General features: G+C 65.2%; 18 protein-coding genes and 2 pseudogenes. 8 read left to right on the top strand and 12 right to left on the bottom strand.

Annotated features, from left to right (window positions below):
* Together B3T77_RS11785 and B3T77_RS11780 are read right to left on the bottom strand one after the other, a co-directional pair.
* Window positions 1-422, bottom strand: a 422-nt coding sequence (locus tag B3T77_RS11785; protein ID WP_292079786.1) for an ATP-binding cassette domain-containing protein, incomplete at its 3' end; no start/stop codon positions are given.
* A 31-nt stretch (window positions 423-453) separates the two neighbouring features.
* Window positions 454-579, bottom strand: a complete 126-nt coding sequence (locus B3T77_RS11780) for a hypothetical protein (RefSeq protein ID WP_292079787.1) — start codon at window positions 577-579, stop codon at window positions 454-456.
* A gap of 117 nt (window positions 580-696) precedes the next feature.
* Between B3T77_RS11780 and B3T77_RS11775 the strand changes: the two genes are divergently transcribed.
* The 3 genes from B3T77_RS11775 (at window position 697) to uvrA (ending at window position 4,707) form a co-directional block, all read left to right on the top strand.
* Window positions 697-1,131 carry a hypothetical protein gene (locus tag B3T77_RS11775; RefSeq protein ID WP_292079783.1) on the top strand — a complete coding sequence of 145 codons (435 nt, stop codon included), beginning with the start codon at window positions 697-699 and terminating at the stop codon, window positions 1,129-1,131.
* Between the two features lie 25 nt (window positions 1,132-1,156).
* Window positions 1,157-1,651 carry a group III truncated hemoglobin gene (locus B3T77_RS11770; RefSeq protein ID WP_292079782.1) on the top strand — a complete coding sequence of 165 codons (495 nt, stop codon included), beginning with the start codon at window positions 1,157-1,159 and terminating at the stop codon, window positions 1,649-1,651.
* 110 nt (window positions 1,652-1,761) lie between these two features.
* Window positions 1,762-4,707, top strand: a complete 2,946-nt coding sequence (gene uvrA, locus B3T77_RS11765; protein WP_292079781.1) for an excinuclease ABC subunit UvrA — start codon at window positions 1,762-1,764, stop codon at window positions 4,705-4,707.
* Between the two features lie 3 nt (window positions 4,708-4,710).
* Here uvrA and B3T77_RS11760 read toward each other — a convergent pair whose 3' ends face one another.
* From B3T77_RS11760 to flgK, 9 genes are all read right to left on the bottom strand, one after another.
* Entirely contained in the window at window positions 4,711-5,613 is a 903-nt protein-coding gene (locus B3T77_RS11760) for a hypothetical protein (RefSeq protein ID WP_292079780.1), read from the bottom strand.
* Window positions 5,614-5,707: 94 nt separating this feature from the next.
* Window positions 5,708-6,358, bottom strand: coding sequence for an ABC-type transport auxiliary lipoprotein family protein (locus B3T77_RS11755; protein WP_292079779.1), 651 nt, complete (start codon window positions 6,356-6,358; stop codon window positions 5,708-5,710).
* Window positions 6,355-7,293, bottom strand: coding sequence for an MlaD family protein (locus B3T77_RS11750; RefSeq protein WP_045810234.1), 939 nt, complete (start codon window positions 7,291-7,293; stop codon window positions 6,355-6,357). Before B3T77_RS11750 ends, B3T77_RS11755 begins: the two co-directional genes overlap by 4 nt.
* Window positions 7,294-7,305: 12 nt before the next feature.
* Window positions 7,306-8,082, bottom strand: a complete 777-nt coding sequence (locus tag B3T77_RS11745; RefSeq protein ID WP_292079778.1) for an ABC transporter ATP-binding protein — start codon at window positions 8,080-8,082, stop codon at window positions 7,306-7,308.
* The gene (locus B3T77_RS11740; RefSeq protein ID WP_112861655.1) at window positions 8,079-9,194 is read right to left on the bottom strand and encodes an MlaE family ABC transporter permease; all 1,116 of its coding nucleotides are present in this window, start codon (window positions 9,192-9,194) and stop codon (window positions 8,079-8,081) included. Before B3T77_RS11740 ends, B3T77_RS11745 begins: the two co-directional genes overlap by 4 nt.
* 228 nt (window positions 9,195-9,422) lie before the next feature.
* A complete protein-coding gene (locus B3T77_RS11735; RefSeq protein WP_292079776.1) occupies window positions 9,423-10,877 on the bottom strand; it encodes a UdgX family uracil-DNA binding protein in 1,455 nt (484 codons plus the stop codon).
* A complete protein-coding gene (locus B3T77_RS11730; protein ID WP_292079775.1) occupies window positions 10,877-12,115 on the bottom strand; it encodes a putative DNA modification/repair radical SAM protein in 1,239 nt (412 codons plus the stop codon). The genes B3T77_RS11735 and B3T77_RS11730 overlap by 1 nt, the downstream gene beginning before the upstream one ends.
* A 66-nt stretch (window positions 12,116-12,181) precedes the next feature.
* A complete protein-coding gene (locus B3T77_RS11725) occupies window positions 12,182-13,147 on the bottom strand; it encodes a flagellin (protein ID WP_292079774.1) in 966 nt (321 codons plus the stop codon).
* On the bottom strand, window positions 13,144-15,243 hold the full coding sequence (gene flgK / locus B3T77_RS11720; RefSeq protein WP_292079773.1) for a flagellar hook-associated protein FlgK: 2,100 nt from the start codon (window positions 15,241-15,243) through the stop codon (window positions 13,144-13,146). Before flgK ends, B3T77_RS11725 begins: the two co-directional genes overlap by 4 nt.
* A gap of 407 nt (window positions 15,244-15,650) precedes the next feature.
* Here flgK and B3T77_RS11715 point away from each other — a divergent pair, with 407 nt between their 5' ends.
* From B3T77_RS11715 to B3T77_RS11700, 5 genes and pseudogenes are all read left to right on the top strand, one after another.
* Complete coding sequence (locus B3T77_RS11715) at window positions 15,651-17,504, top strand: flagellar hook-length control protein FliK (RefSeq protein WP_292079772.1); 1,854 nt, start codon at window positions 15,651-15,653, stop codon at window positions 17,502-17,504.
* A 4-nt stretch (window positions 17,505-17,508) separates the two neighbouring features.
* On the top strand, window positions 17,509-18,237 hold the full coding sequence (locus B3T77_RS11710) for a flagellar hook assembly protein FlgD (RefSeq protein WP_153923558.1): 729 nt from the start codon (window positions 17,509-17,511) through the stop codon (window positions 18,235-18,237).
* 48 nt (window positions 18,238-18,285) lie between these two features.
* Window positions 18,286-20,043, top strand: a complete 1,758-nt coding sequence (flgE, locus tag B3T77_RS11705) for a flagellar hook protein FlgE (RefSeq protein WP_055754753.1) — start codon at window positions 18,286-18,288, stop codon at window positions 20,041-20,043.
* A gap of 172 nt (window positions 20,044-20,215) precedes the next feature.
* Window positions 20,216-20,365 (top strand): annotated as a pseudogene (locus B3T77_RS16380) (DUF1153 domain-containing protein); the annotation flags it as partial.
* On the top strand, window positions 20,366-20,944 hold the full coding sequence (locus tag B3T77_RS11700) for a M16 family metallopeptidase (protein ID WP_414633157.1): 579 nt from the start codon (window positions 20,366-20,368) through the stop codon (window positions 20,942-20,944).
* A 330-nt stretch (window positions 20,945-21,274) separates the two neighbouring features.
* On the opposite strand, the pseudogene B3T77_RS11695 reads toward B3T77_RS11700, so the two are convergent.
* Window positions 21,275-21,740 (bottom strand): annotated as a pseudogene (locus tag B3T77_RS11695) (serine protease); the annotation flags it as partial.

Raw genomic sequence — 21,740 nt, 5'->3', positions numbered from 1 at the left:
TCCAGCAGGATCAGATCGGGCTGGGCCAGCCTCAAACCCGCCAGCCGCAACCGCGTCTGCTCGCCCCCGCTGAGACTGGATGTCAGGCGTTCACAATCCAGTTCCGGCAGCCCGACGTCTCTTAAGGCCTCGTCCAGACGCGTCTCCAGCGTCCAGTCCGCCTCGGCCAGATCGTCAGCCGTTCCCTGCCCCGCCAAAACCCGCGCCACAACAGCCAGCGCCGCTCCAACGCCCAAGGTTTGAGCGACGGTCTCATCAGGCATTGGCTCATACCGCTGATCCAACACGCCACTGGTGCCGGTTCGCGCGACAGCCCCCTCAGCCGGCGCAGCTTCGCCCGAAATTAGACGCAACAGCGTGCTCTTGCCCGCGCCATTGCGACCGACGACGCCGGTGCGCTCAGGCCCGAACGTCAGGCTCAGATCGTCGAAAAGGGTGGCGCCGTCCGGCGTCCTAGCGGCGACCTTGTCGAGTGTCGCGAGTGCGGACGGGGATGCGTTTCGGCTTGGGCTGATTGGCATTGAGGATCACGAGCAGCATGGCGGACAGGGCGGAACCGGTGGCCAATGCGATGATCATGATCGTCAAACCTTCTGCAAAACGCGTCAGAACAGGGAGGATGGGTCGTAATCCCGCAATGCGCAAGTCTGGCGTCGAACACGGCCGCGTGAGAAGCTTGGCGTTGAGGAGACAATCATGAAGACCGTCATCACCCTCGCCATCGTCTCCACACTGGCTTGCGCCGCATGCGCGACTGCGCCGGACCGGCCGCCGTCTGCCCCGAATTACAGCGCCGTGCCGACCCAGGCGCCGACGCCCAACGCACGGCTCTATGCCGCCTGCCTGGAGCAGGCTGTCGCAGCCGACGCCTATCGTCGCGCGGACAACGGGGACGGCGCAGAATATATCCTGTTTACCTGCACGGGTGCGCCGGCCGCCGCCTTCGCCATGGCCCTGATCCCGTGGAGCGAGAAGATCGGATCGACATTCCAGCGTGACGGTCGCACGTTCCGCTCGACCGCAAAGGTCGAGGCAGATCTGTACGGCGTCGATTCCTGCTCAACCGATGCGACGGGCGCGGACGCCATCTGCATCCTGTCGTTCAACGCCGGCGACTTCCTCGACCAATAGGATGGCGACGGCTAGACCAGCCGTCATGCAAACCCGTGTCCGCATCGAAGACCCCGCCGGCGCCGCCGCGCGGCGCGAGGCCGCCGTCCAGCGCCTGCGGGACGAAACGGGCATAGACGAAGCCATGATCGACGCCTTGGTCGAAGGCTTCTACGCCCGCGTCCGCGACGATGCGCTGATCGGCCCGATTTTCGCGGACCGGATCACCGACTGGGCGCCGCACTTAGCGCAGATGAAGCTGTTCTGGTCGTCCGTCGCCCTGTCCACCGGCGTCTATCAGGGCCGGCCGATGCCGAAACACCTGCCCCTTCCCATCGATGCGCGGCATTTCGATCGCTGGCTGGAGCTGTTCGCCGAAACTGCGCGTGCCCTGTGCCCGCCCATCGCCGCCGACCACTTCATTGAACGCGCCCGTCGCATCGCCGACAGTCTGGAACTGGGCGTCGCAAACGCCAGCGGCGTGCTTCTGGCCAAGGGCGAGCGTTTCGTGCGGCCCACGCAGGTGTGGACGCCGGATTGATGCACCGGCCGAAATGTTCCTACATTGTTCTTGCTTCAATCACGCAATTCGTCCCCATATAGCGATGTCGCGCCGGACCCGCCGGCCCTCCTCCGCGTTCTCCGGACAGCATGACCGAAAAGCACAACTTCATCCGCGTTCGCGGCGCCCGCGAGCATAATCTCAAGGGCGTGGATCTCGACATTCCGCGTGAGCAGCTGGTGGTGATGACCGGCCTGTCGGGGTCGGGCAAATCCTCGCTGGCGTTCGACACCATCTATGCCGAAGGCCAGCGCCGCTATGTCGAGAGCCTGTCGGCCTACGCGCGCCAGTTTCTGGAGCTGATGGGCAAGCCGGACGTGGATTTGATCGAAGGCCTGTCGCCGGCTATCTCGATCGAGCAGAAGACCACGTCCAAGAACCCGCGCTCGACCGTCGGTACGGTGACGGAAATCCACGACTATATGCGCCTGCTGTGGGCGCGCGTCGGGGTGCCCTATTCGCCGGCGACTGGCCTGCCTATCGAGAGCCAGACCGTCAGCCAGATGGTCGACAAGCTGGTCGCCCTGCCCGATGGTGAGCGCATCCTGCTGCTCGCCCCCGTCGTTCGCGGCCGCAAGGGCGAGTATAAGAAGGAAATCGCCGAGTGGCAGCGGCAGGGCTTCCAGCGCCTGAAGATCGACGGCCAATTTTATCCGATCGACGAAGCGCCCACCCTGGACAAGAAGTTCAAGCACGACATCGACATCGTCGTGGACCGGATCGTCACCAAGCCGGATCAGGAAGCGCGCTACGCCGACAGTCTACAGACGGCGCTGGGTCTGGCCGACGGCATCGCCAACGCCGAATGGGCCTCGACCGCCGAGGGCGAAACGGCGCCCCGCTCCATCCTGTTTTCCGAACGGTTCGCGTGCCCGGTGTCGGGCTTCACGATCAGCGAGATCGAACCGCGCCTGTTCTCATTCAACAACCCCTTCGGCGCCTGCCCGGTCTGCGACGGCCTGGGGGTCAAGCTGGCCTTTGATGCCGATCTGGTAATCCCGGACCGCGACAAGACCCTGCACAAGGGCGCCGTGGCGCCGTGGGCGCGTGGGCCGTCGCCGCTCTACACCCAGACGCTGCAGTCGCTGAGCCTCCACTACGGCTTCTCGATGGACAAGCCGTGGCGCGACCTGCCCGCCCAGGCGCACAAGGCCATCCTGCACGGCACGGGGTCGGAGAAGATCAAGTTCGTCTATGACGACAACGCTCGCAAATACGAGGTCTCCAAGCCGTTCGAGGGCGTGCTGCCGAACCTGGAGCGCCGCTGGCGCGAGACCGACAGCGCCTGGGTGCGCGAGGAACTGGCGCGCTATCAGTCCGAGACGCCCTGCGACGCCTGCCACGGCAAGCGGCTGAAGCCCGAGGCCCTGGCCGTCAAGGTCGGCGGCGAGGACATCGCCGACATCTCCACCCTGTCGATCTCCAAGGCCTATCTGTGGTTCTCGACGCTGGAGGAGAACCTGACCGAAAAGCAGATGGAGATCGCCCGGCGCATCCTGAAGGAAATCTGCGACCGTCTGCGGTTCCTGAACAACGTCGGCCTGAACTATCTGAACCTGTCGCGATCCTCCGGCACCCTGTCGGGCGGAGAGAGCCAGCGTATCCGCTTGGCGTCGCAGATCGGCTCGGGCCTGACCGGCGTCCTCTATGTGCTGGACGAGCCGTCCATCGGCCTGCACCAACGCGACAATACCCGCCTGCTGGAAAGCCTGAAGGGCCTGCGCGACCTCGGCAACTCGGTTCTCGTGGTCGAGCATGACGAAGAAGCCATCCTGACCGCGGACTACGTCATCGACATGGGCCCGGCCGCCGGAGTTCACGGGGGACAGGTGTGCGCCGAGGGTACGCCGGCCCAGGTCATGGCCAACCCCAAGTCCCTGACCGGCAAATACCTGACTGGCGAGCGCGAGATCGAAATCCCCGCCGAGGGCCGTCGCCCCATCAACCGCAAGCGGATGCTGAAAATCAGCGGCGCCAGCGGCAACAATCTAAAGAGCGTCACCGGCGAAATCCCGGTCGGCGTCTTCACCTGCATCACCGGCGTCTCGGGCGGCGGAAAGTCCACCTTCACCATCGAGACCCTGTACAAGGCCGCTGCGCGTCGGCTGAACAATGCATCGGAGGCCCCTGCCCCCTTCGACCGGATCGAAGGCCTGGAGCATTTCGACAAGGTCATCGACATCGACCAGTCGCCCATCGGCCGCACCCCGCGATCGAACCCGGCGACCTATACCGGCGCCTTCGGGCCCATCCGCGACTGGTACGCCGGCCTGCCGGAATCCAAGGCGCGCGGCTATGGCCCCGGCCGGTTCAGCTTCAACGTCAAGGGCGGGCGCTGCGAGGCCTGCCAAGGCGACGGCGTCATCAAGATCGAGATGCACTTCCTGCCGGACGTCTATGTCACTTGCGACGTCTGCAAGGGCAAACGCTACAACCGCGAGACGCTGGAGATCGTATTCAAGGGCAAGTCCATTTCGGACGTGTTGGACATGACCGTCGAGGAGGCCGCCAGCTTCTTCAAGGCCGTGCCGCCGATCCGCGACAAGATGCTGACGCTGGAACGGGTCGGCCTGGGCTACGTCAAGGTCGGCCAGCCGGCGACCACCCTGTCGGGCGGCGAGGCCCAGCGGGTCAAACTGTCCAAGGAGCTGTCGAAACGCGCCACCGGCCGCACCCTCTACATCCTCGACGAGCCGACGACCGGCCTGCACTTCGAGGATACGCGCAAGCTGCTCGAGGTGCTGCAGGAACTGGTCGAGGCCGGGAACACCATCGTGGTGATCGAGCACAATCTTGATGTCATCAAGGTCGCCGACTATCTGCTCGACTTCGGTCCCGAAGGCGGCGACGGCGGCGGCGAGATCGTCGCGGTCGGCACGCCCGAACAGGTCGCGGACAACAAGGCCAGCTGGACCGGCAAATACCTCAAGGAGGTGCTGGATCGGCACGAGGACCGCCGCAAGGCGCGCGTGGCGGCCCTGGGCGGGTCCGTCGATGCTCCGGCCAAAAAGAAAAGGGTGAAGGCGTCGGCCTGATCGTTAGGAAAAGACGTCGGTCGACTGATCGCCTCGAAGCCCATTCCAGGCCGCTGCGAACGGGGCATACAGCACCGCGAGTTGCAGCGCGGCGAGGAAGGCGTTGACGATCGACGACACCAGGATCGCCGGCCAGGCCTGCATCAGGATCTGACCCCATCCCTCGCCGTCGAAGCGCGCCAGCGTCTGGATGCCGCCGGTGGCGAGGTCTGCGGCTGCGCCGATGATCATGCCCAAGATACTGACGATCAGGGACATGATGATGGCGATCACGGCCATGCCCAGCAGCGACCAGAAATGTCCTTTGGTGGCGGCGAACGATTCGACGATGGTGATCTTGCGACGATCGATCGTCATGGGAACCGCAAGGCTGAACTTGATCGCCAGCCATACGATCAGGGCGAAGACGGCGAAGATCAGCAGCACGCCGACCAAGATCAGCAGCGCCTGACCCGACGCCGCGCCGAAACCGATGGCCGCGCCGACCACCATCATGCCGACGCCCGACGCCAAGCCGACAGCCAGGCTGACGATCAGACTGACCGCCAGGACACGGACCTCATCCATACCAAGGCGCAGATAGCCCCACGACGACTCGTCCGGCCGCAAGACCGAGCGCGCCACAGCCGCGCTCAGCACCGCGCCGACCAGCAGGCCGATGGGCGCGGCCCAGATCAAGGCTCCGGCATAGGTCTGGCCCAGGGCCTGAAACTCCGCCATCGACGGGTTGGCCGACTGTTCCAGCGCTTCACCCGCCGCCATCAGGCTGGCCCACTTGTCTGCGCCCAGGCCGAACATGGCGACATAGACGGCCAGATAGACCAGGCCCCAGGCGACCGCGACAATCGGATGCCGACGGACGACCCGGAAGCCTTCGAAGGCCGCGTCGGTGGCGGAAAAACTCATGACAACTCCGGGAGCAGATTCGCGCCGCACCCTAGCGCATCCGCAAGCCTACGTCCCGCACCGCCGCCGTCCCGGCATCATGCGTTCGATCGCCTCAGTTCGCGGAGGCGATCGTCCAGTCGGCGATCTGGGTGTTGATGTCGCGGGTCGCCGTGTCGAAGGCTGCAACGATGGCGGACACGCGGTTGTCGCCGGCGGGTTGGGTCACGTTGAACACCCGCTCGACCGAGCGCCCTTCCTCGGGACGAATGGTCCCGCCGCCCGCGCGCCGTTCCGGGGTGGAGCGCAGCTGCGCACGCGCGGTCACGACGACATCCGGCACGGCGCCCGGCGCGGCGTATCGCGCCTCGAACGTCGTGACCGTGACCTGCAGGATCAGCGGCGGCGTCCCCGGCTCGCGGCGACCAAGCACGCGAATGCGATCGGCGCGGTTGGCGAAGGCCGCCTTCAGGCTGTCGTCGAACAGGGTCGAGGCCGGCGACACCCAGCGTGCGCCGCCGATATAAGCCGTCTCTAGACCCGTGACGCCCAGGATCTTGTCGTCGCCGGTCGCCTGCGGGAACTCGATGCGGCGGATCGAGACCGTTAGAGGCGCAGGCGTGTCGCCCACCGCCGACGGCGCGGCCATCGGCAGGCCGAACCGATAGTTCTGGACCGGGTCCGGCGACGACAGCAGGGCGCATCCGCTCAGCGCGGTCAGGACAGCGGCGGACGCCGCCAGTCGAAGGACAGGACGAAGGATCACGGCTGCACCTCCAGCTCTTTGGATTTCGGACGACCGATAAAGTCGCGCGGGCTGGCGCGGACGTCGTCGATCAGGGATTGCAGAGACCGGGTGGCGTCTTGCAGCTCTTCAATCGTGCCGGTCAATTGCGGCAGGCTGGTCGTCGCAAAGTCACCCAGCGGACGCTCCAGACCCGTGATCGAACGGTTGGCCGAGGCGATCGCCGTACGGGCCTCCGCCGTCGCCGAGTTGATGTTGGCGATGGCCTGGCGACCATCCGTATTGATGATCTGACGCGTGTCGACGGCCAGGGCCTGGTATTCCTTCACCGCCGCGTTGGCGTTGGTCACGGCCTCTTCCAGCTGCTGGAAGATGGCCTTGCGGGCTTCCAGTTCGGTCGTCAGGGCTTCGACGTTCTTCACGCTGGTGGAGAAGCTGCGGATATTGTCGTCGGACATGACGCGGTTGATCCGGTTCAGCGCATCCACGGTCTGGGCCAGCACCGTGCCCGAACCGCTCAAGAGTTCGGCGATCGGCGACGGCTGGCTTTGCAGCACGGGCACGACATTGTCCGGATACTGATCCTTCAGCAGGGCGCTGTTGGGCGAGCCGGCGGTGATCTGGATGTAGTTCAGGCCGGTGATGCCTTGCGGCTCCAACTGTGCGCGCGAGGTCACGCGCACCGGGGTCGTGCCGTCCACGCGGACACGGGCGATCACCTGATCGCCGCGCTTGGTGTCGATGTTCAGGTCGGTGACCTCGCCGACGCGGATGCCGTTGAAATGCACCTCGCCGCCTTCGGACAGGCCGTTCACCGGCCCATAGAAGACGATGTCGTACATGTCGTAGTCGCTGTTGAACTGCAGCCGGGCCAGCCAGATTGTGAACACCGCCAAAGCCGCCAGAAGGGCGACGGTGGCAATGCCGACGGCGGCGTAATGTGCGTCTCTTTCCATGATCCGCTCTCCTCAGGCGGCAGACTTGGTGGCTGCGCGTCCGCGCGGCCCCAGGAAATATTCTTTGATCCACGGATGGTCGGAGCCTTCCAACTCCTGCACCGTGGCCTTTTCCACGACCCGCTTGTCCGCCAGCACCGCCACCTTGTCACAGATGGCGTAGAGCGTATCGAGGTCGTGGGTGATCAAGAAGACGGACAGACCCAGGTCGTCCGCCAGTTGCCGGATCAGATCGTCGAACGCGGTCGCGCCGATGGGATCCAGGCCCGCCGTAGGCTCATCAAGGAACACCAGCTCGGGATCCAGCGCGAGCGCGCGCGCCAACCCGGCCCGCTTCTTCATACCGCCCGACAGTTCGGCCGGCTTCAGATGGTGGTGCTCCGGCTTCAAACCGACCATGGCGATCTTGAGCTCGGCCAGCTCATAGATGATCGATTTGGGCAGTTTGGTGTGTTCGACCAAAGGTGAAGCCACGTTCTCCAGCACGCTCAGCGAAGAGAACAGCGCACCCTGCTGGAACAGGATGCCGGTGCGCTTTTCGATGTCGGCCGCCTCAGCCTTGGTCAGGTTCGCCCGGTCGTAACCCAGCACCTTCACCGACCCGCCTTCCGGCTCCTTCAAGCCGATGATGGTGTTCAGCAGCACGGTCTTGCCCGCGCCCGATCCGCCGACGACGCCCAGGACTTCGCCGCGCACCAGGTCGAGGTCGAGGTTCTCGTGGATGGTGCGCTCGCCGAACTGACTCAGCAGGCCGCGCACCTCGATCAGGTTTTCTGGCGCCTCGGTCATATGTTCAGCTCTAGGAAGACCAGGGCGAACACGGCGTCCAGGAAGATGATGGCGAAGATGGCCTGCACCACGGCGGCCGTCACGCGGCGGCCGAGGCTTTCGACATCGCCGGCGACGGCCATGCCCTGACGGCATCCGATGGCGGCGATCACCAGGGCGAAGACGGGCGCCTTCACCAGCCCCACCATCAGATGCTGGGCCATGGTGCCGTCCTCGACCAGACGCTGGAAGAAGAAGGACGGGCCGAGGTTCAACGAGCTCCAGCACACGACCAGACCCCCGATAAGACCGCCGATCATGCCCATGAAGGTCAGCAGCGGCAGCATGATCACCAGCGACGCGACACGAGGAATAACAAGGGCCTGGAATGGATTGACGCCCATGACCTGCATGGCGTCGACCTCCTGGTTCATCCGCATCGATCCGATCTCGGCCGCAAAGGCCGAAGCCGAACGTCCAGCCAACAAGACAGAGGCGATGACCACTGCGAACTCACGGAACATGGCGACGCCGATCAGCTGAACCGCAAACACCTGGGCGCCGAAGTCGGTCAGCAAATCCACGCCGATGAAGGCGATGACCGCGCCGATGAAGAAGTTGGTGATCATGACGATCGGAATGGCGTCTAGCCCCGCGCGCTCGGCCTGACTGACCCAGGCCGGCCAGCGGATGCCGCCGGGATGTTTGGCGGCTTCCACCACGGCGGCCATCAGCCGACCCAAGAAGGCCAGCGACAACATGGCCTCTCCGCCGAAATCGTAAACGCCACGGCCGATCTTGGCGAAGGTGCGCACGAAGGCGCTGGGGCGTTTCGGCGCCGGGGCGCTTTGGCGCTCCAGAAGTTCGATCATGTGGTAGATACGACCGGCCTCGGGTCGGTCCTTCCACTGACTCTTGGACAGGCGGCCGCTTGAGGCCTGCACCAAGGCTAGCGCGCCGGCGGTATCGAAGCGACCGAGATCGGAGGTGTCGATGCTGGCGATATCGCGGCCTTCCAGATCGCGGCTCAGTTCCGTCGGCAGACGACCCAGCGCCGTGGTCGTCCAGTCGCCGGTCAGGCGCAGACGGGCCTCGCCATCTCTATCGACGATTTCGTATGCGGCCGTGTTCATCGCGCCCCTGAAGACCGGTCTGACATCGCGATTTTCCCCTGACCCTCTGAACAGACAGCCGAAATCTCTGCCGCGCTAATGGTCAAGCCGGCATTCGATGTCAACGCGCGATGACATTCGCGCGGATGTTTGTCGATCGACCGTGTCGAGATCGCCTCCCCCGGTGAAACGTCCAACGGTCACGCTGGCGCTGATGCCAAACGCGGCCGAACGGGATTCGTTCTCGCGTCACCTCATACGACGCTGCACGGCCGCCAGATCCTCAATGAACAACCGTCTCGCCTCGGACTTCGCCGCCTCGTCCGGCAGACGCAGCAGATAGGAGGGGTGAACCGTCAGTACGGCGGTCGATCCATCGCTCAGGTCGATCGGCGCGCCGCGTTCCTGCATCACGGCGGGCTTGCGACCCAGCAACGCCAGACCCGCCGTCGCCCCCAGGGCCAGCACGACTTGCGGCTTGATCAGCCTTCGCTCCGAGTCCAGCCACCAGCGGCAGGCTTGAACCTCGCCCGCATTCGGCGTCTTGTGCAGGCGACGCTTGCCGCGCGGCTCGTGTTTGAAGTGTTTGACCGCGTTGGTGACATAGACGTCGGATCGATCAATGCAGGCCTCGGCCAGGGCTGCGTTCAGCACCTGTCCCGCCGGCCCGATGAAGGCGCGGCCTGCCAGATCCTCCTGATCGCCCGGCTGTTCGCCGACGATCATCAGACGCGCCGACTTCGGCCCCTCCCCGCACACCCCTTGCGTCGCGTCGCGGTAAAGCGGGCAGCGGCGGCAGGCCTGAACGCCGCTGGCGACATCGTCGAGGTTTTCGGGCACGGCCTCGGCGTCGGGACGCGCCAAATGGAGGTCTGGCGCGACGGCGCGCGCGAAACGTGGATTGGGCTGAGGAAACGGCGCAGCGACCATGGTCTCGGTTCGAACCGACGAGGCCGCGACCAGTTCCGGGATCAACGCGGCTTCCGGCAGGTTCTTCCAATAGGACTTGGCCATCTCGCCCTGCATCGTCTTCACCTTCAGCCGCGCGGGATTGAAGGTCGAGGCGTAGTAGGTCTTCCAGAAATCCTCGATCTCGTCTTCGGCCGGCGCCATGTCGCGGGTGGCAGGCGGGCCGAACCGAAGTGCTTCGCCGTCCCAGAAGGCCGAGCCATCGGGCGTCAGGATCGACCAGCGCATGGTCGTGAACCGCCGTTGGAAGAAGGGCGCGGTCTTTTCCAGAACCCGATGCGGCGGCTCGAACCATGCGACCCAAGCCTCGCCCAATTCGTCATGCAACTGGCGAAAGCGAACGAAGGCCTTCATCTTGTGCGAGGCGCGGCTGACGTTCTTGACCCGCTCCAGCGCGTCGGCGACGTCCCGGTCCGAGATCACCTTGATCAGGTCCGGCTCATCCTTCAGCCGCCACAGCAGCCGATACATCAGATCGAAACGGTCGGCGGATCGGTGCAGGATCAGGTTTTGGGCCAGATCCACAAACTCTTTCGGTACGTTGAAAGCTCTGCGGTCATCCGGCGTCGGCGAAACTTCTTCAACAATCGGCTGATCGAACAGCCCGCCCTGTTCCACCGCCCCCGCCACGACGAACCGCGCCGCTGCAGGCTCCACACCCGCCAATCGAAACGCGCGCGCCGCCTTCCGCCAGCCGTCGAAGTCGGTCTCACCGTCCAGCGTCGCCACCGCCATCAGAACAGGCTCAACTGCTCGGGCGTGCGGCTGGTCACGCGCGCCTTCAGGTCCGCCGCATCCGTCAGTCCGCCTGGCGTCCAGTCCAGCGCCGTGATGAAGGGCCGAATCTTGGCCACCGATCGCGTCAGCCGTCCGACATCCTCCAGCCGCAGGGTCCGATAGCGGCGCACCGCAACGATCCGGTCCACCGCCTTCACGCCCAGCCCCGGCACCCGCAGCAGCATCTCGCGCGGCGCACGGTTCACATCGACGGGAAACTGCTCGCGCTTGTTCAAAGCCCAGGCCAGTTTGGGGTCGACCGCAAGATCGAGCATGCCGTTCGATGCGCCCTCGCCGATCTCCGGCGCGGAGAAGCCGTAGAACCGCATCAGCCAATCAGCCTGATACAGCCGATGCTCGCGCATCAGCGGCGGCTTGGACAGCGGCAGGATCGAACTGGAATCCGGGATCGGGCTGAATGCCGAATAGTAGACGCGGCGCAGGCCGTAACCGCCGTAGAGCGAGGCGCTGCGATCCAGGATTTCCGTATCCGGCGCGCCGTCGGCGCCGATGATCAGCTGGGTGCTCTGGCCGCCCGGCGCGAACTTCGGCGGTTTGATCTTTTCACGTTTGGCCGGCTTGGCCGCCTCGACGCCAAGACGCACCTGGCTCATTGCCTTCTTGATGACCCCAACATCCTTTTGCGGCGCCAGTCGTGCCAGCGCCTCGTCTCGTGGAAGTTCGATATTGGCCGACAGGCGATCGGCGTACAGTCCCGCCATTTCCACCAGCTTCGGATCCGCTTCCGGGATCAGCTTCAGATGAATATAGCCCCGGAAATCGTGGACTTCCCGCAGCGTCTTGGCCACCAGGACCAGTTGCTCCATCGTATAATCGCCGGATCGAATGATGCCGGACGACAGAAACAGGCCCTCGATATAGTTGCGCTTGTAGAAGTTGAGCGTCAGGTCGACGACCTCATCAACATCGAAGCGCGCGCGCTTCACATTCGACGAGACGCGATTGATGCAATAGGCGCAATCGTAGATGCAGAAGTTGGTCAGCAGGATCTTGAGCAGACTGATGCATCGACCGTCCGGTGTATAAGCGTGGCAGATGCCCATCCCCTCGGTCGAGCCGATCCCCTTGCCGCCGACGGAGTTTCGTTTCGACGTTCCGGACGACGAACACGAAGCGTCGTATTTGGCGGCGTCAGCCAGAACGGAAAGTTTTCGACGCAGATCTAGACGGGCCATTGTTCATGATACGTTCCAGAACGATATTTGGTCCAGCGTTGCCGTTTTCTTTTTTGAAACGACGACTTAACGCAGCAGATTGAGCAGCGACGTGCTCTTCAGCGAGTTGATGATCTGGGCCGAAGCCTCGATCGCCACCTGCGCCATCTGGAGATCGGTGATCGCCCGAGCCGGATCATAGCCGGACTTGTCCTGCATCATCTTCTGCAGGGCGGTCTTCTGATTTTCCTGGGCGTCCAGCGCCATCTCGACGTGGTTCTGGATCAGACCGTTTTTGGCCGTCTGGTTCGTCAGTCCCGCATTCGCCTTGTCCAGTTCGCCCATCTGCGCCTTCAAAAACGCGGTGACGTTGGCGTCGGGCTGTCCCGTCAGCGTGCCCGCGCCGGCTGGCGTATAGGTCACGCCGCCGACGGTCACCGCCGTGCCGTTCTGGAAGGCCTGAATGTTGCGAAACACCTCAGTCAGCGGCCCGCCGATCTCGCTGGCCAGAAACCCGGTCTCTACCGTGGTCTTCTCGTCGATGCGTGACTTCTGCTTCAAGGTGTCGTTGGAGAAGGTCGCGGCGGTAGACGGCGCCGCCGTCAAATCAGCCATGGTCGCGGCTGTGGCGGGAGCGATGTCGCTCTGGCCGCCCGCAAACAGGTACGAGCCCTGGTGTTCCGCATTCAGTCCCCCCTGCACAGTCTGATAGTTCAGACCGAGCTCGACCATCAGATTGTCGATCCGCCCGGCGGCCAGGCTGTTTGCGATGGCCTCGCGCGCAGCATTACCGCCCTCGTAGATGCGGCTCATGGCCAGATCCTGGGCGCTCAGCCGCGCCTTAACGGCCTCGCCGGTGGAGATGAAGCCCTCCAGTCGCGCCTGGGTCGACGTCAGGCTGGTCAGCTGTTCGGCGCCCCGGCCATAGCCGGACATGTCGGTGGCGATCTTCTCGCTATCGATCCGCTCCTGCGCCTGCTGCGCGCGGCCTTGCGCGTTCATCAGGCTAAGCAAAGCCGACTGGTAGTTCCCGTGGGTCGCGACGCGCGTCATTGCAGGATTCCGATCAGTACGTCGTACATATCTTTGCTCGCCTGGATCAGGCGCGCAGAGGCGTTATAGGCTTGCTGGAACGTTGTCATATTGACCAGTTCCTCGTCCATGTTCACGCCTTCGGCCGAGGTGCGGCGACTGTCCGCCTCCTTGGCCAGGGCGCTTGCCGTTTCGCTGCGGGTCTTGGCGGCCGAGGCCTTGCCGCCGATCTCGCCGGCAAAGTCCGCCGCATAGGACGACAGGGTCTTGGTCCCGCCGGCATTGCCGCCGGCTGCGGCGAAGGCGACGTTCTTCTTGCCCACATCCCCCAGCGCCAGGCCGCCGCGCCCATCGTTCTTGCTCAGCGCCGACGTCCCCGCCGCGGCCGACAGGTTCAGTTGCGCTAGGGCCAGCTTTCCGGGGTCCTGCTGGATGTCGCTGCGCACCGTATAGGCGCCCGCCCGCGTCGACCCGGTCGCGCCCAGGCCGAAAAGTTGCGACATTGAAACGCCGGACGGATCTTGGGTCGTATTGTCCTTCACGACGCTAATCGACGTCGCAGACGGGTCGTAGGCTTTGAAGGACAGCTTGCCCGCCGCATCCAGGCTGAAGGCGCCATAGCGGCCGACGCCGGTGATGGGATCGTTCAGCGCGCCCAGCATCTCGCCCATCGTTCCCGTTCCGGCGGGCACGGACACGGTGATGTCACGAAGACGCGCCCCGGACGGACCGGCAAAGCGCAAGGTCAGGCTCTCGCCCGGATCGAACCCATGCTGAGACGTCAGGGTTAGGCCCGTCTCGTAGAAGGTCGGCGTCGTCGTGGCGACCAGGTCGTTCAGCCCGAACCAGTGCGAAAATCCGCGCCCGCCCTTCGTGCTGGGCGAGGTCGCGTCGTCGGCGATGGCCACACCGTTTCCGCCCGCCCCGTCCAGGCGCAGTTGGCCGTCCGAGAAGCTCGCCGTCGCTGTGCCGCCCAGTTGGGCGTTCAGCACGCTGAGGAAGGTGGTCGGATCCGCGGCGGCGCCGTTGATCGTCATCGTGCCGCCGGAAAAGACGATCCGGGCCGAGGCCTGCACCACGCCCGACGCATTGACCGCCGAGATGGTCGTCGTGCCGGTGAAGCCGGTCAGGGCGTTCTCCAGCGACTGGCCGGTGTTGCGCCCCGTCAAGGTGGTCGGTGCAGGAACGCTGCTGTTTGCGTTATGGGCGCGGTTCAGTTCGTCCGCGAGTTTGGCCGTCAACTCACCCAGGCGCGCGGCGGCCGCCGGCGCATCGACATCGCGCATCTCGACCAGACCCCGGATCTGACCGGACGACACGCCGTCCAACAGCGGCCAGCGCGTGCCGCTGGGCTCGGTGATCATGATGTCCGAGAAGGCCGTCATGGCGTCCACAGTGCCGGCCGCCTGGTACGACAGCGTCGCCGCCCCCTCGCCCACCAGGGTCGTGCCTGTGTTGGTGCGCAGCGTCACGCCGCCGTTGGAGCGGGCCTCGACCTTCACATCCATATATTTGGACAGTTCGTTGATCAGGCCGAGCTGAGCGTTATGGGCGCCCGTCACATCCTCGTTCGTCACCGTGCCGGCGGCGATGGTCTTGTTCAGCTTGGCGATCTGTTCCAGCAGAGGATTGACCGTCTCGACCGCGCTCAGCAGCCGGCCGTCCGCCTCCTGACGCGCCGATTGGATCTGTGACGCGATGCCGGCGGCCTGATTGAAGATCGCCTGGGTCTTATAGATCGTGTCCTGACGCCCGGCCGAGGACGTCGGGCTTTCGGCCAGGGTCGCATAGGTGGCGAACAGCTTGTCGACCTGGGCGAAGAAATTGGTGTCGCTGCTGGGATCGCCGAACTGGTTCTGGATCTGGTCGTACAGTTCATAGCGCACGGTCTGGCGCGCGGCGTCCGCCCCGGCGCTGAGGCTGGCCGCCTGCAGGAAACGGTCTGTCGCCAGACGCACCCGCGTGACGTCGACACCCGAACCATAGCCATTGGTGACGGCGGCCGACTGATCGGCGACCTTGCGGATGTATCCGGGCGTATCGACGTTGGCGATATTGTCGGCGGTGACACGCAACTGCGACTGGGCGGTCTTCAGCCCTGAGGTCGCAATGTTCATGATCGAGTTCAGCGACATTGACGCGTCTCCCCCGCCCTACCCGGCAACCGCTGCATCGCGACGCGCAGTTCTTGCCCAGCCACGCGCCGCGCCCGCTCGCATAAAGCGTTGTTTTTCCACAGGATCGCTGATCGGGCGGCCGTCATGATGGGAAAGACGCGCAAAGGTCGGGCCAATCGGATTGCGGGCATGCCGCGCGTCACTGATCGGCAGCGTGCGAAGCCGGGCAAAAAGTGGCGAGAGCGCGGCAATAACGACCGCCGCGCCGCGGACCCGTCGACCCCGACCCTGTTCTTTGCATTGTTTTTGCTCGCTTATTTTCTTGGCCCGGCCCTTGCGTCGAGGGCGGCGAACTCTTGGGCGCAGCAGGCGCCGTCGTCGCTCCTTACGAAAGCCGCCGCGCTTCCATGTCCACCGCTTCCGCCCTGCTCGCGCCTGCCGCTCTGGTTTCGACCGGAACGTCGGCTGCCGCGTTGGGCGCAGAGTCAGCCGATGCGGGCCTGTTCTCCAGCAAGATCGCCGATGCGCTGAATGCGGGCGTCCACGGCGCGCCTGTCGAACGGATGACGCCCGGCCGTCTGACGGGCGCTCGGTCGTTGGGCGTCATCATGGCCCAGCCCATGACGGCCGAGCCGGGCACCGACACGCCGGCCCCGACAACCGAAAGCGTCTCTACGATCTTGGGCGAGATAGCAGACTCCGCAGCTCAGCCTTCCCTTGCCGACAAGCAGCAGATCGGCACGGACACGGCCGCGAATGATGACGATACCCCTGACCTCGTCGCCGCAACGCCGTTTACAGCCGCGCAACTGACGCCGGCCGTTCCGGTCGCTCAATCGATCGTCGTCGCTGGCTCGCTGGCCGTTTCCGAGGGTGCGGCGGAAATCCTTGTCGAACCGAAAGCTCGCCAAAACCTGACGTCAGCCGAAGTCGTTGCGCCAGAGGCCGCGACGTCCGCGCCGATGGTCGCTACGACTGGCCGTTCTGAAACGGATATGGCGGGCAAGCCTGCGTCATCACCTGGCGAACAGGAAGTCGAAGCGCGGCAAGCCTTGACTGCTGCGACCGCTCAAACGGTTCTGTCCGAACTCAGCGAAATCCTGACCACCGAGGCGCCGGTTTCTTCTTCAACCGTGACAAGGACCGCGGCTGAAGTTGGGACTGACAAGGCCCCAACCGCCTCCGCTCAGACGGTGACGGTGAGCGATAGTCCAAAGCCTGCCGTTACTGTCATGGCTGATGCCGGGCTGCACGCGAACGACGCGGCGACGCCGGCGACCGCCACAACGATCCAGACCGCCGTCGCCAATACCGACAAACCGGCCGCTCCCTCGCCCATAGCGCAGTCCCTGGCGGCCGCTCAGATCCCGGCCGCTCAGGTCCAAATCGCCGTCAACGCAACGACGTCCAAGCCCTCCGCCATAGCCCCCGCCGACGTCGTCGCAGCCCTCACCGAAGCGGCTTCCGAACAGTCGACAGAGACTGCCCCGGCCGACACATTGAAGCCGCCGACCTTGCTGCAGGTTGCTGCCCCCCTGCGCGGCAATCTCCATGGCGCTCTGGACCAGACCGGGGAAACCGCCGTTCCTGCGGTTCAAAGAGCGACGACCGAAGACGCCACGCCTTCCAGCGCCGTGATCCAAGTCGCCGCCAAGCCGGCGTCGCCATCCGCCAAGGCAGTCGAGCCCGCGATTGCCGGCGTCGCCGCACCGGAGCCGGCCTCGCCCGAAGCCCCTACAGCAAGCCCCGCGCCGGCTGATGCGCAGCCTGCTCAACAGGCTGCCGTGTCCAGCCATGCTCAGGGCCTGCCCACCCTGTCACGCGCCACCGTCGAGACCACCGCCCAACTCGCCGCGCAAATGGCCCGCAAGCTCGAAGGCCGTTCGACCCGGTTCGACATGGTGCTGACGCCCGAAGATCTGGGCCGCGTCGATGTCAGCCTGGAGATCGGCAAGGACGGCCAGTTGTCCGCTCGTCTGGCCTTCGACAATCCCGCCGCCGCCGCCGATCTGAAGGGTCGCGCCGATGAACTGCGTCGCCAGCTTCAGGAGGCCGGCTTCCAAGTCGCGGGCGACGCGCTCGACTTCTCGCAACGCGATCCATCTGCGGGCGGCGGCGCCTTCGAGCGCCAGCAGCAGCGCAACGCCCTGTTCGCCGGCGGCTCTCGTCTGGCGGCCCAAGCCGACATGCCCATCATCCCGGCACCCGGCGCCTGGATCAACCATTCCCTGACGCCTGACCGCGTCGATCTGAAGGTCTGACCCCATGGTCGACGCCGTCACAACCTCCGCCGCAGCGGGCCGCATCACCGGCGGCACCAAGGCCTTGGCCTCGAACTTCGAGACCTTCCTGACCCTGCTGACCACCCAGATGAAGAACCAGGATCCGCTGTCGCCGCTGGACTCTAACCAGTTCACGGCCCAGCTGACACAGATGGCCGGCGTGGAGCAGCAACTGCTGACCAACGACCTGCTGACCAGCCTGCTGGCCGCACAGGCCGGAGGCGGGCTGGACAACGCCGCCAACTACATCGGCAAGAGCGTCACCGCCGCCTGGACCGCGACCGAATTCAACGACGGCAAGGCCACCTGGGCCTACGAACTGGGCGCCGACGCCGACAAGGCCACATTGCAAGTCGTGGACAGCAAGGGCGCCGTCGTCTGGGAAGGCCCGGCGCCCGACAAGAAGTCCGGCCTGCACACCTTCTCCTGGGACGGCAAGCTGAAGGACGGCGGCACGGCCGAGGACGGCGGCGTCTATACGCTGAAAGTCGCCGCTACCGACGCTGCCGGCGCCAAGGTCGACGCCCAAGCCCTGATCCAGGGCCGGGTCACCGGCGTCGAGATGTACAACGGTGCGCCGTACCTAGTGATCGGCGACTCCATCCTTCCGCTTTCGACCGTGATCTCGCTGAACGAGATCAAGGCCCAGGCGGCCAACGATACCGACGATACGGAGAATCCGAACGTCCCCACCGAGGAGGCGGCCGCATGATGCGATCCGCCGCCTTCCCGATGACCTCTATTTAAGGAGCGTTCTTCCATGAGCCTCAACAGTGCAATGCTGGCAGGCGTGTCCGGCCTGGCCGCCAACTCCGCCGCCCTGGCGGCGATCTCCCAGAACATCGCCAACGTGAATACCGTCGGCTACAAGCGCACGGCCAGCGAGTTCCAGACCCTGGTCAACAGCCAGACCGCATCGGGCGGCAGCTACTCGGCCGGCGGCGTGACCACCAACACCCGCTCCTACGTCAGCCAGGAAGGTCAGCTTCAGCGCACGACCTCCAGCACCGACCTCGCCGTCAACGGTCAGGGCTTCTTCGTCACCACGACCCAGGCCGAGAACGTCGGCGCGACCGACACCCGCCTGTTCACCCGCGCCGGCGCCTTCACCGTCGACAAGCAGGGCTATCTGAAGAACAGCGCCGGCCTGTATCTTCAAGGCTGGCCAGTGGACTCCAACGGCGAGATCTCGACCGATCCGTCCGATCTGTCGCGCCTGCGCTCGATCAACATCGGCTCGGTCGGCGGCACCGCCGAACCGACCACTCGCGTCCAGATCAACGCCAACCTGCGTTCGAGCCAGGAATCGTCCTCGGCCGCCAGCGCCCAATCCTACAAGGGCGTGTCCGATACGGCGACGCCGGCCGTGACCCACGACGTGTCGGTCCGCTACACCCGCACCGGCGCCAACAGCCACGATCTGGTGATCAAGTCCGGTTCGCAGAAGGTCGACGCCTCGGCGACCTTCGACCCGACCACCGGCGCCATCACTGGACTGACCATCAACGGCGCGAACGCCGGCTCGGCGACCGCGATCGGCACGCCGCCGACCCAGATCCAGTTCACGCCGGCCAGCGGCCCCGCCTATACGCTCAACCTTTCGGACGTCGGCCTGGGCAACGAAAACGTCGCCAAGACGAAGTACGACCCGTCGGTCAACTCCATGGCGATGTACAACGCTGACGACGACAACCCTGTCGGCGTGAAGCCCGACTTCAAGATGAACATTCCGGTTTCGGACTCCAAGGGCGGCCAGCGCAACCTGGAACTCCGCTTCCTGAAGAGCGACGAACCGAACATCTGGTATGCGGAAATCGTTTCCGTGCCGGCCAGCGACGTGATCGCGGGCGCACCCTACGCCAACGGCCAGATCAAGACCGGCAAGATCGCCTTCACGCCGTCGGGTCGCCTGGACGTCGACACGATGAAGGCCTGGCCAGCAGGCACGGGTCTGTTCGACGACCCCACCATGGCGACGCTGGACTTCGGCAAGTCCGATCCGAACAATCTGACCATGCCGGCCGGTCAGGTGGCGTGGGCTGACGGTCTGGGCATCGCCGCCCAAGCCGTCACGCTGGACCTCAACACCTCGGCCGGTGGCCTCAGCCAGCTGAACACGGCCTCGGTCGTCCAGTCGACGGTCACTAACGGCACGGCGTTCGGCAATCTGAGCGAGATCAAGATCGACGAAGGCGGCTTCGTCACCGCCATCTTCGACAACGGCGTCATGCGCCGCATCGCCCAGGTCGCGGTCGCCACCTTCCCCAGCCCCGACAGTCTGCGTGAAGTGTCCGGCAACGCCTATGCCGTCAGCCTCCAGTCGGGCACCTTTAACCTGAAGGCGGCGGGAACGGGCGGCGCGGGCGAGATCGCGGCCAAGCAGCTGGAGTCCTCGACCGTCGATCTGTCGGCCGAGTTCACGGGCCTGATCACCACCCAGCGCGCCTATTCCGCCTCGTCCAAAATCATCACCACGGCCGATGAAATGCTGGCCGAGCTGATCAACATCAAACGCTGATCGGCGAGTAAGTAAGCGTTAGTCTCGATGAATCGTCGCGCAAGCAAGGTTTACAGAGTCGTTCAGGGAGGGGCGGAAGTTATCCGTTCCTTCACCACGACCCTTAAACGGACCTTAGTCGGGGACGCCTACCTTCATGACACTACGGTGTTGGTGAAAGAGGCATAAGCCCATGTTGCAAGAGCGACGCCTTAATAGCAAAGGCGAACAATACGTGGTCGGACCGACTGGCACGCCCCTGACCCTCAACGACCTGCCGCCGTCCAACACGGACCGGTGGGTGATCCGGCGCAAGGCCGAGGTCGTCGCCGCCGTTCGCGGCGTGTCTCGCACCGATGCGGACTTCTTCCCGCTGACGGTCGGCAACACCCTGCTGGGCGGCGGCTTCTCGTCGCGCCTGAACCAGGAAATCCGCATCAAGCGCGGTCTGTCCTACGGCGCCTCGTCGTCGCTGGGCGCGCGGGCGGATGCGGGCCTGTTCACGGCCTCGACCCAGACCAAGAACGAGACCGCCGACGAGGTCGCCGATCTGATCCTGGCCGAGATCGCCAAGCTGGGAACCGAGACCCCGACCCAGGCCGATCTGGCCCCGCGCCGCGCCACCCTGATCGGCGGCTTCGGCCGCTCGCTGGAGACGGTGGACGGCCTGGGCGCCCTGGTCGCCAACCTGGCGCTCTATGATCTGCCGATGAGCGATCTGGCCGACTACGCCGGCCGGGTCCGCGCCGTCACGCCCGAACAGGTCGAGGCCGCCTTCGCTGAACACCTGCCGGTCAACCGCGCCAGCCTGGTCATCGTCGGCGACGGCTCCAAGTTCCTGGACGATCTGCGCGCCAAACACCCCAACCTCGAAGTCATCGAGGCCGGCGCCCTGAACCTGAACAACGGCTCGCTGAAGTAAGGCCGGATCGGCGCCCCCCTCCTTCCCTTGCGGCGAAGGAGGGGATCGGCCGCCAGCCGTCCTATTTTCAGGACCGAAGTCGTCTCTTTTCAGGGACTTTCGGTACACCGTCGACAATCATCCATACAGGCGTCGAACGGGGATATGATCCATCCCCGATCTTTGACATCGCGATCCCCACGCCGAGTCCTTGATTCTCAAGGTCGGGCCCGACCGGCCTCGACAATTGCACGCGGTCAATTCGAGCGCAGATTTATCCCTTCGATTTCCGTCTCCTGGCGCCAAATTGCACGCCATTGCACCCTTTTCGTCGGGTGCAATGTCCGTCCGCTAGACCGACAGACACACCACCTGGGCCACGCGCAGGTCGCGCCTCAGCCGGTTGGCTACCTGGCCGTAATCCTCGGTCGTGATGGTCTGGCCGCGCGCATCGTCGGCTGGCGTCTGTTCGCCGCGAATGGCCGGCCCGAAGGTTTCGGGCGCCGTCGTATAGATCCGGCCCCGCCTCGGCGCCTCGGCGATGGTGACGCCCACGACGCGGCCCTGCGCATCCAGGGCCGGCGCGCCGGACAGACCCGACAACGTGCCCTCAAGCCCGTTGGTGCGTCCGACCTCGGCCCAGGACAGCACCGGCTCGTCGCGCGCGCCGCGCCCGAAGACCTTCAGCGTCTCGCGCCCCAGCAGGCGTGATGTCACCTCGCCGGGACGCCCCTGAGGAAAGCCCGGATGGAAGGCGCGCTGACCCTTGCGCAGCGGCGCCTCGACCGCCACCGGCAGCGCTGCGGGACCGCCGTCG

This window comes from Brevundimonas sp. UBA7838 (assembly GCF_002500885.1).
In the GTDB taxonomy this organism is placed as follows: domain Bacteria; phylum Pseudomonadota; class Alphaproteobacteria; order Caulobacterales; family Caulobacteraceae; genus Brevundimonas; species Brevundimonas vesicularis_C.
The sequence above is the reverse complement of the archived record's forward strand: the minus strand, read 5'-3'. Positions and strand labels throughout refer to the sequence as shown.

What these genes read in the sequence shown, in the direction of transcription:
- B3T77_RS11780 (WP_292079787.1), bottom strand. Translation starts at nt 579, where the DNA reads ATGATCATCGCATTGGCCACCGGTTCCGCCCTGTCCGCCATGCTGCTC.
- B3T77_RS11775 (WP_292079783.1), top strand. Translation starts at nt 697, where the DNA reads ATGAAGACCGTCATCACCCTCGCCATCGTCTCCACACTGGCTTGCGCC.
- B3T77_RS11770 (WP_292079782.1), top strand. Translation starts at nt 1,157, where the DNA reads ATGCAAACCCGTGTCCGCATCGAAGACCCCGCCGGCGCCGCCGCGCGG.
- uvrA (WP_292079781.1), top strand. Translation starts at nt 1,762, where the DNA reads ATGACCGAAAAGCACAACTTCATCCGCGTTCGCGGCGCCCGCGAGCAT.
- B3T77_RS11760 (WP_292079780.1), bottom strand. Translation starts at nt 5,613, where the DNA reads ATGAGTTTTTCCGCCACCGACGCGGCCTTCGAAGGCTTCCGGGTCGTC.
- B3T77_RS11750 (WP_045810234.1), bottom strand. Translation starts at nt 7,293, where the DNA reads ATGGAAAGAGACGCACATTACGCCGCCGTCGGCATTGCCACCGTCGCC.
- B3T77_RS11745 (WP_292079778.1), bottom strand. Translation starts at nt 8,082, where the DNA reads ATGACCGAGGCGCCAGAAAACCTGATCGAGGTGCGCGGCCTGCTGAGT.
- B3T77_RS11740 (WP_112861655.1), bottom strand. Translation starts at nt 9,194, where the DNA reads ATGAACACGGCCGCATACGAAATCGTCGATAGAGATGGCGAGGCCCGT.
- B3T77_RS11735 (WP_292079776.1), bottom strand. Translation starts at nt 10,877, where the DNA reads ATGGCGGTGGCGACGCTGGACGGTGAGACCGACTTCGACGGCTGGCGG.
- B3T77_RS11730 (WP_292079775.1), bottom strand. Translation starts at nt 12,115, where the DNA reads ATGGCCCGTCTAGATCTGCGTCGAAAACTTTCCGTTCTGGCTGACGCC.
- B3T77_RS11725 (WP_292079774.1), bottom strand. Translation starts at nt 13,147, where the DNA reads ATGACGCGCGTCGCGACCCACGGGAACTACCAGTCGGCTTTGCTTAGC.
- flgK (WP_292079773.1), bottom strand. Translation starts at nt 15,243, where the DNA reads ATGAACATTGCGACCTCAGGGCTGAAGACCGCCCAGTCGCAGTTGCGT.
- B3T77_RS11715 (WP_292079772.1), top strand. Translation starts at nt 15,651, where the DNA reads ATGTCCACCGCTTCCGCCCTGCTCGCGCCTGCCGCTCTGGTTTCGACC.
- B3T77_RS11710 (WP_153923558.1), top strand. Translation starts at nt 17,509, where the DNA reads ATGGTCGACGCCGTCACAACCTCCGCCGCAGCGGGCCGCATCACCGGC.
- flgE (WP_055754753.1), top strand. Translation starts at nt 18,286, where the DNA reads ATGAGCCTCAACAGTGCAATGCTGGCAGGCGTGTCCGGCCTGGCCGCC.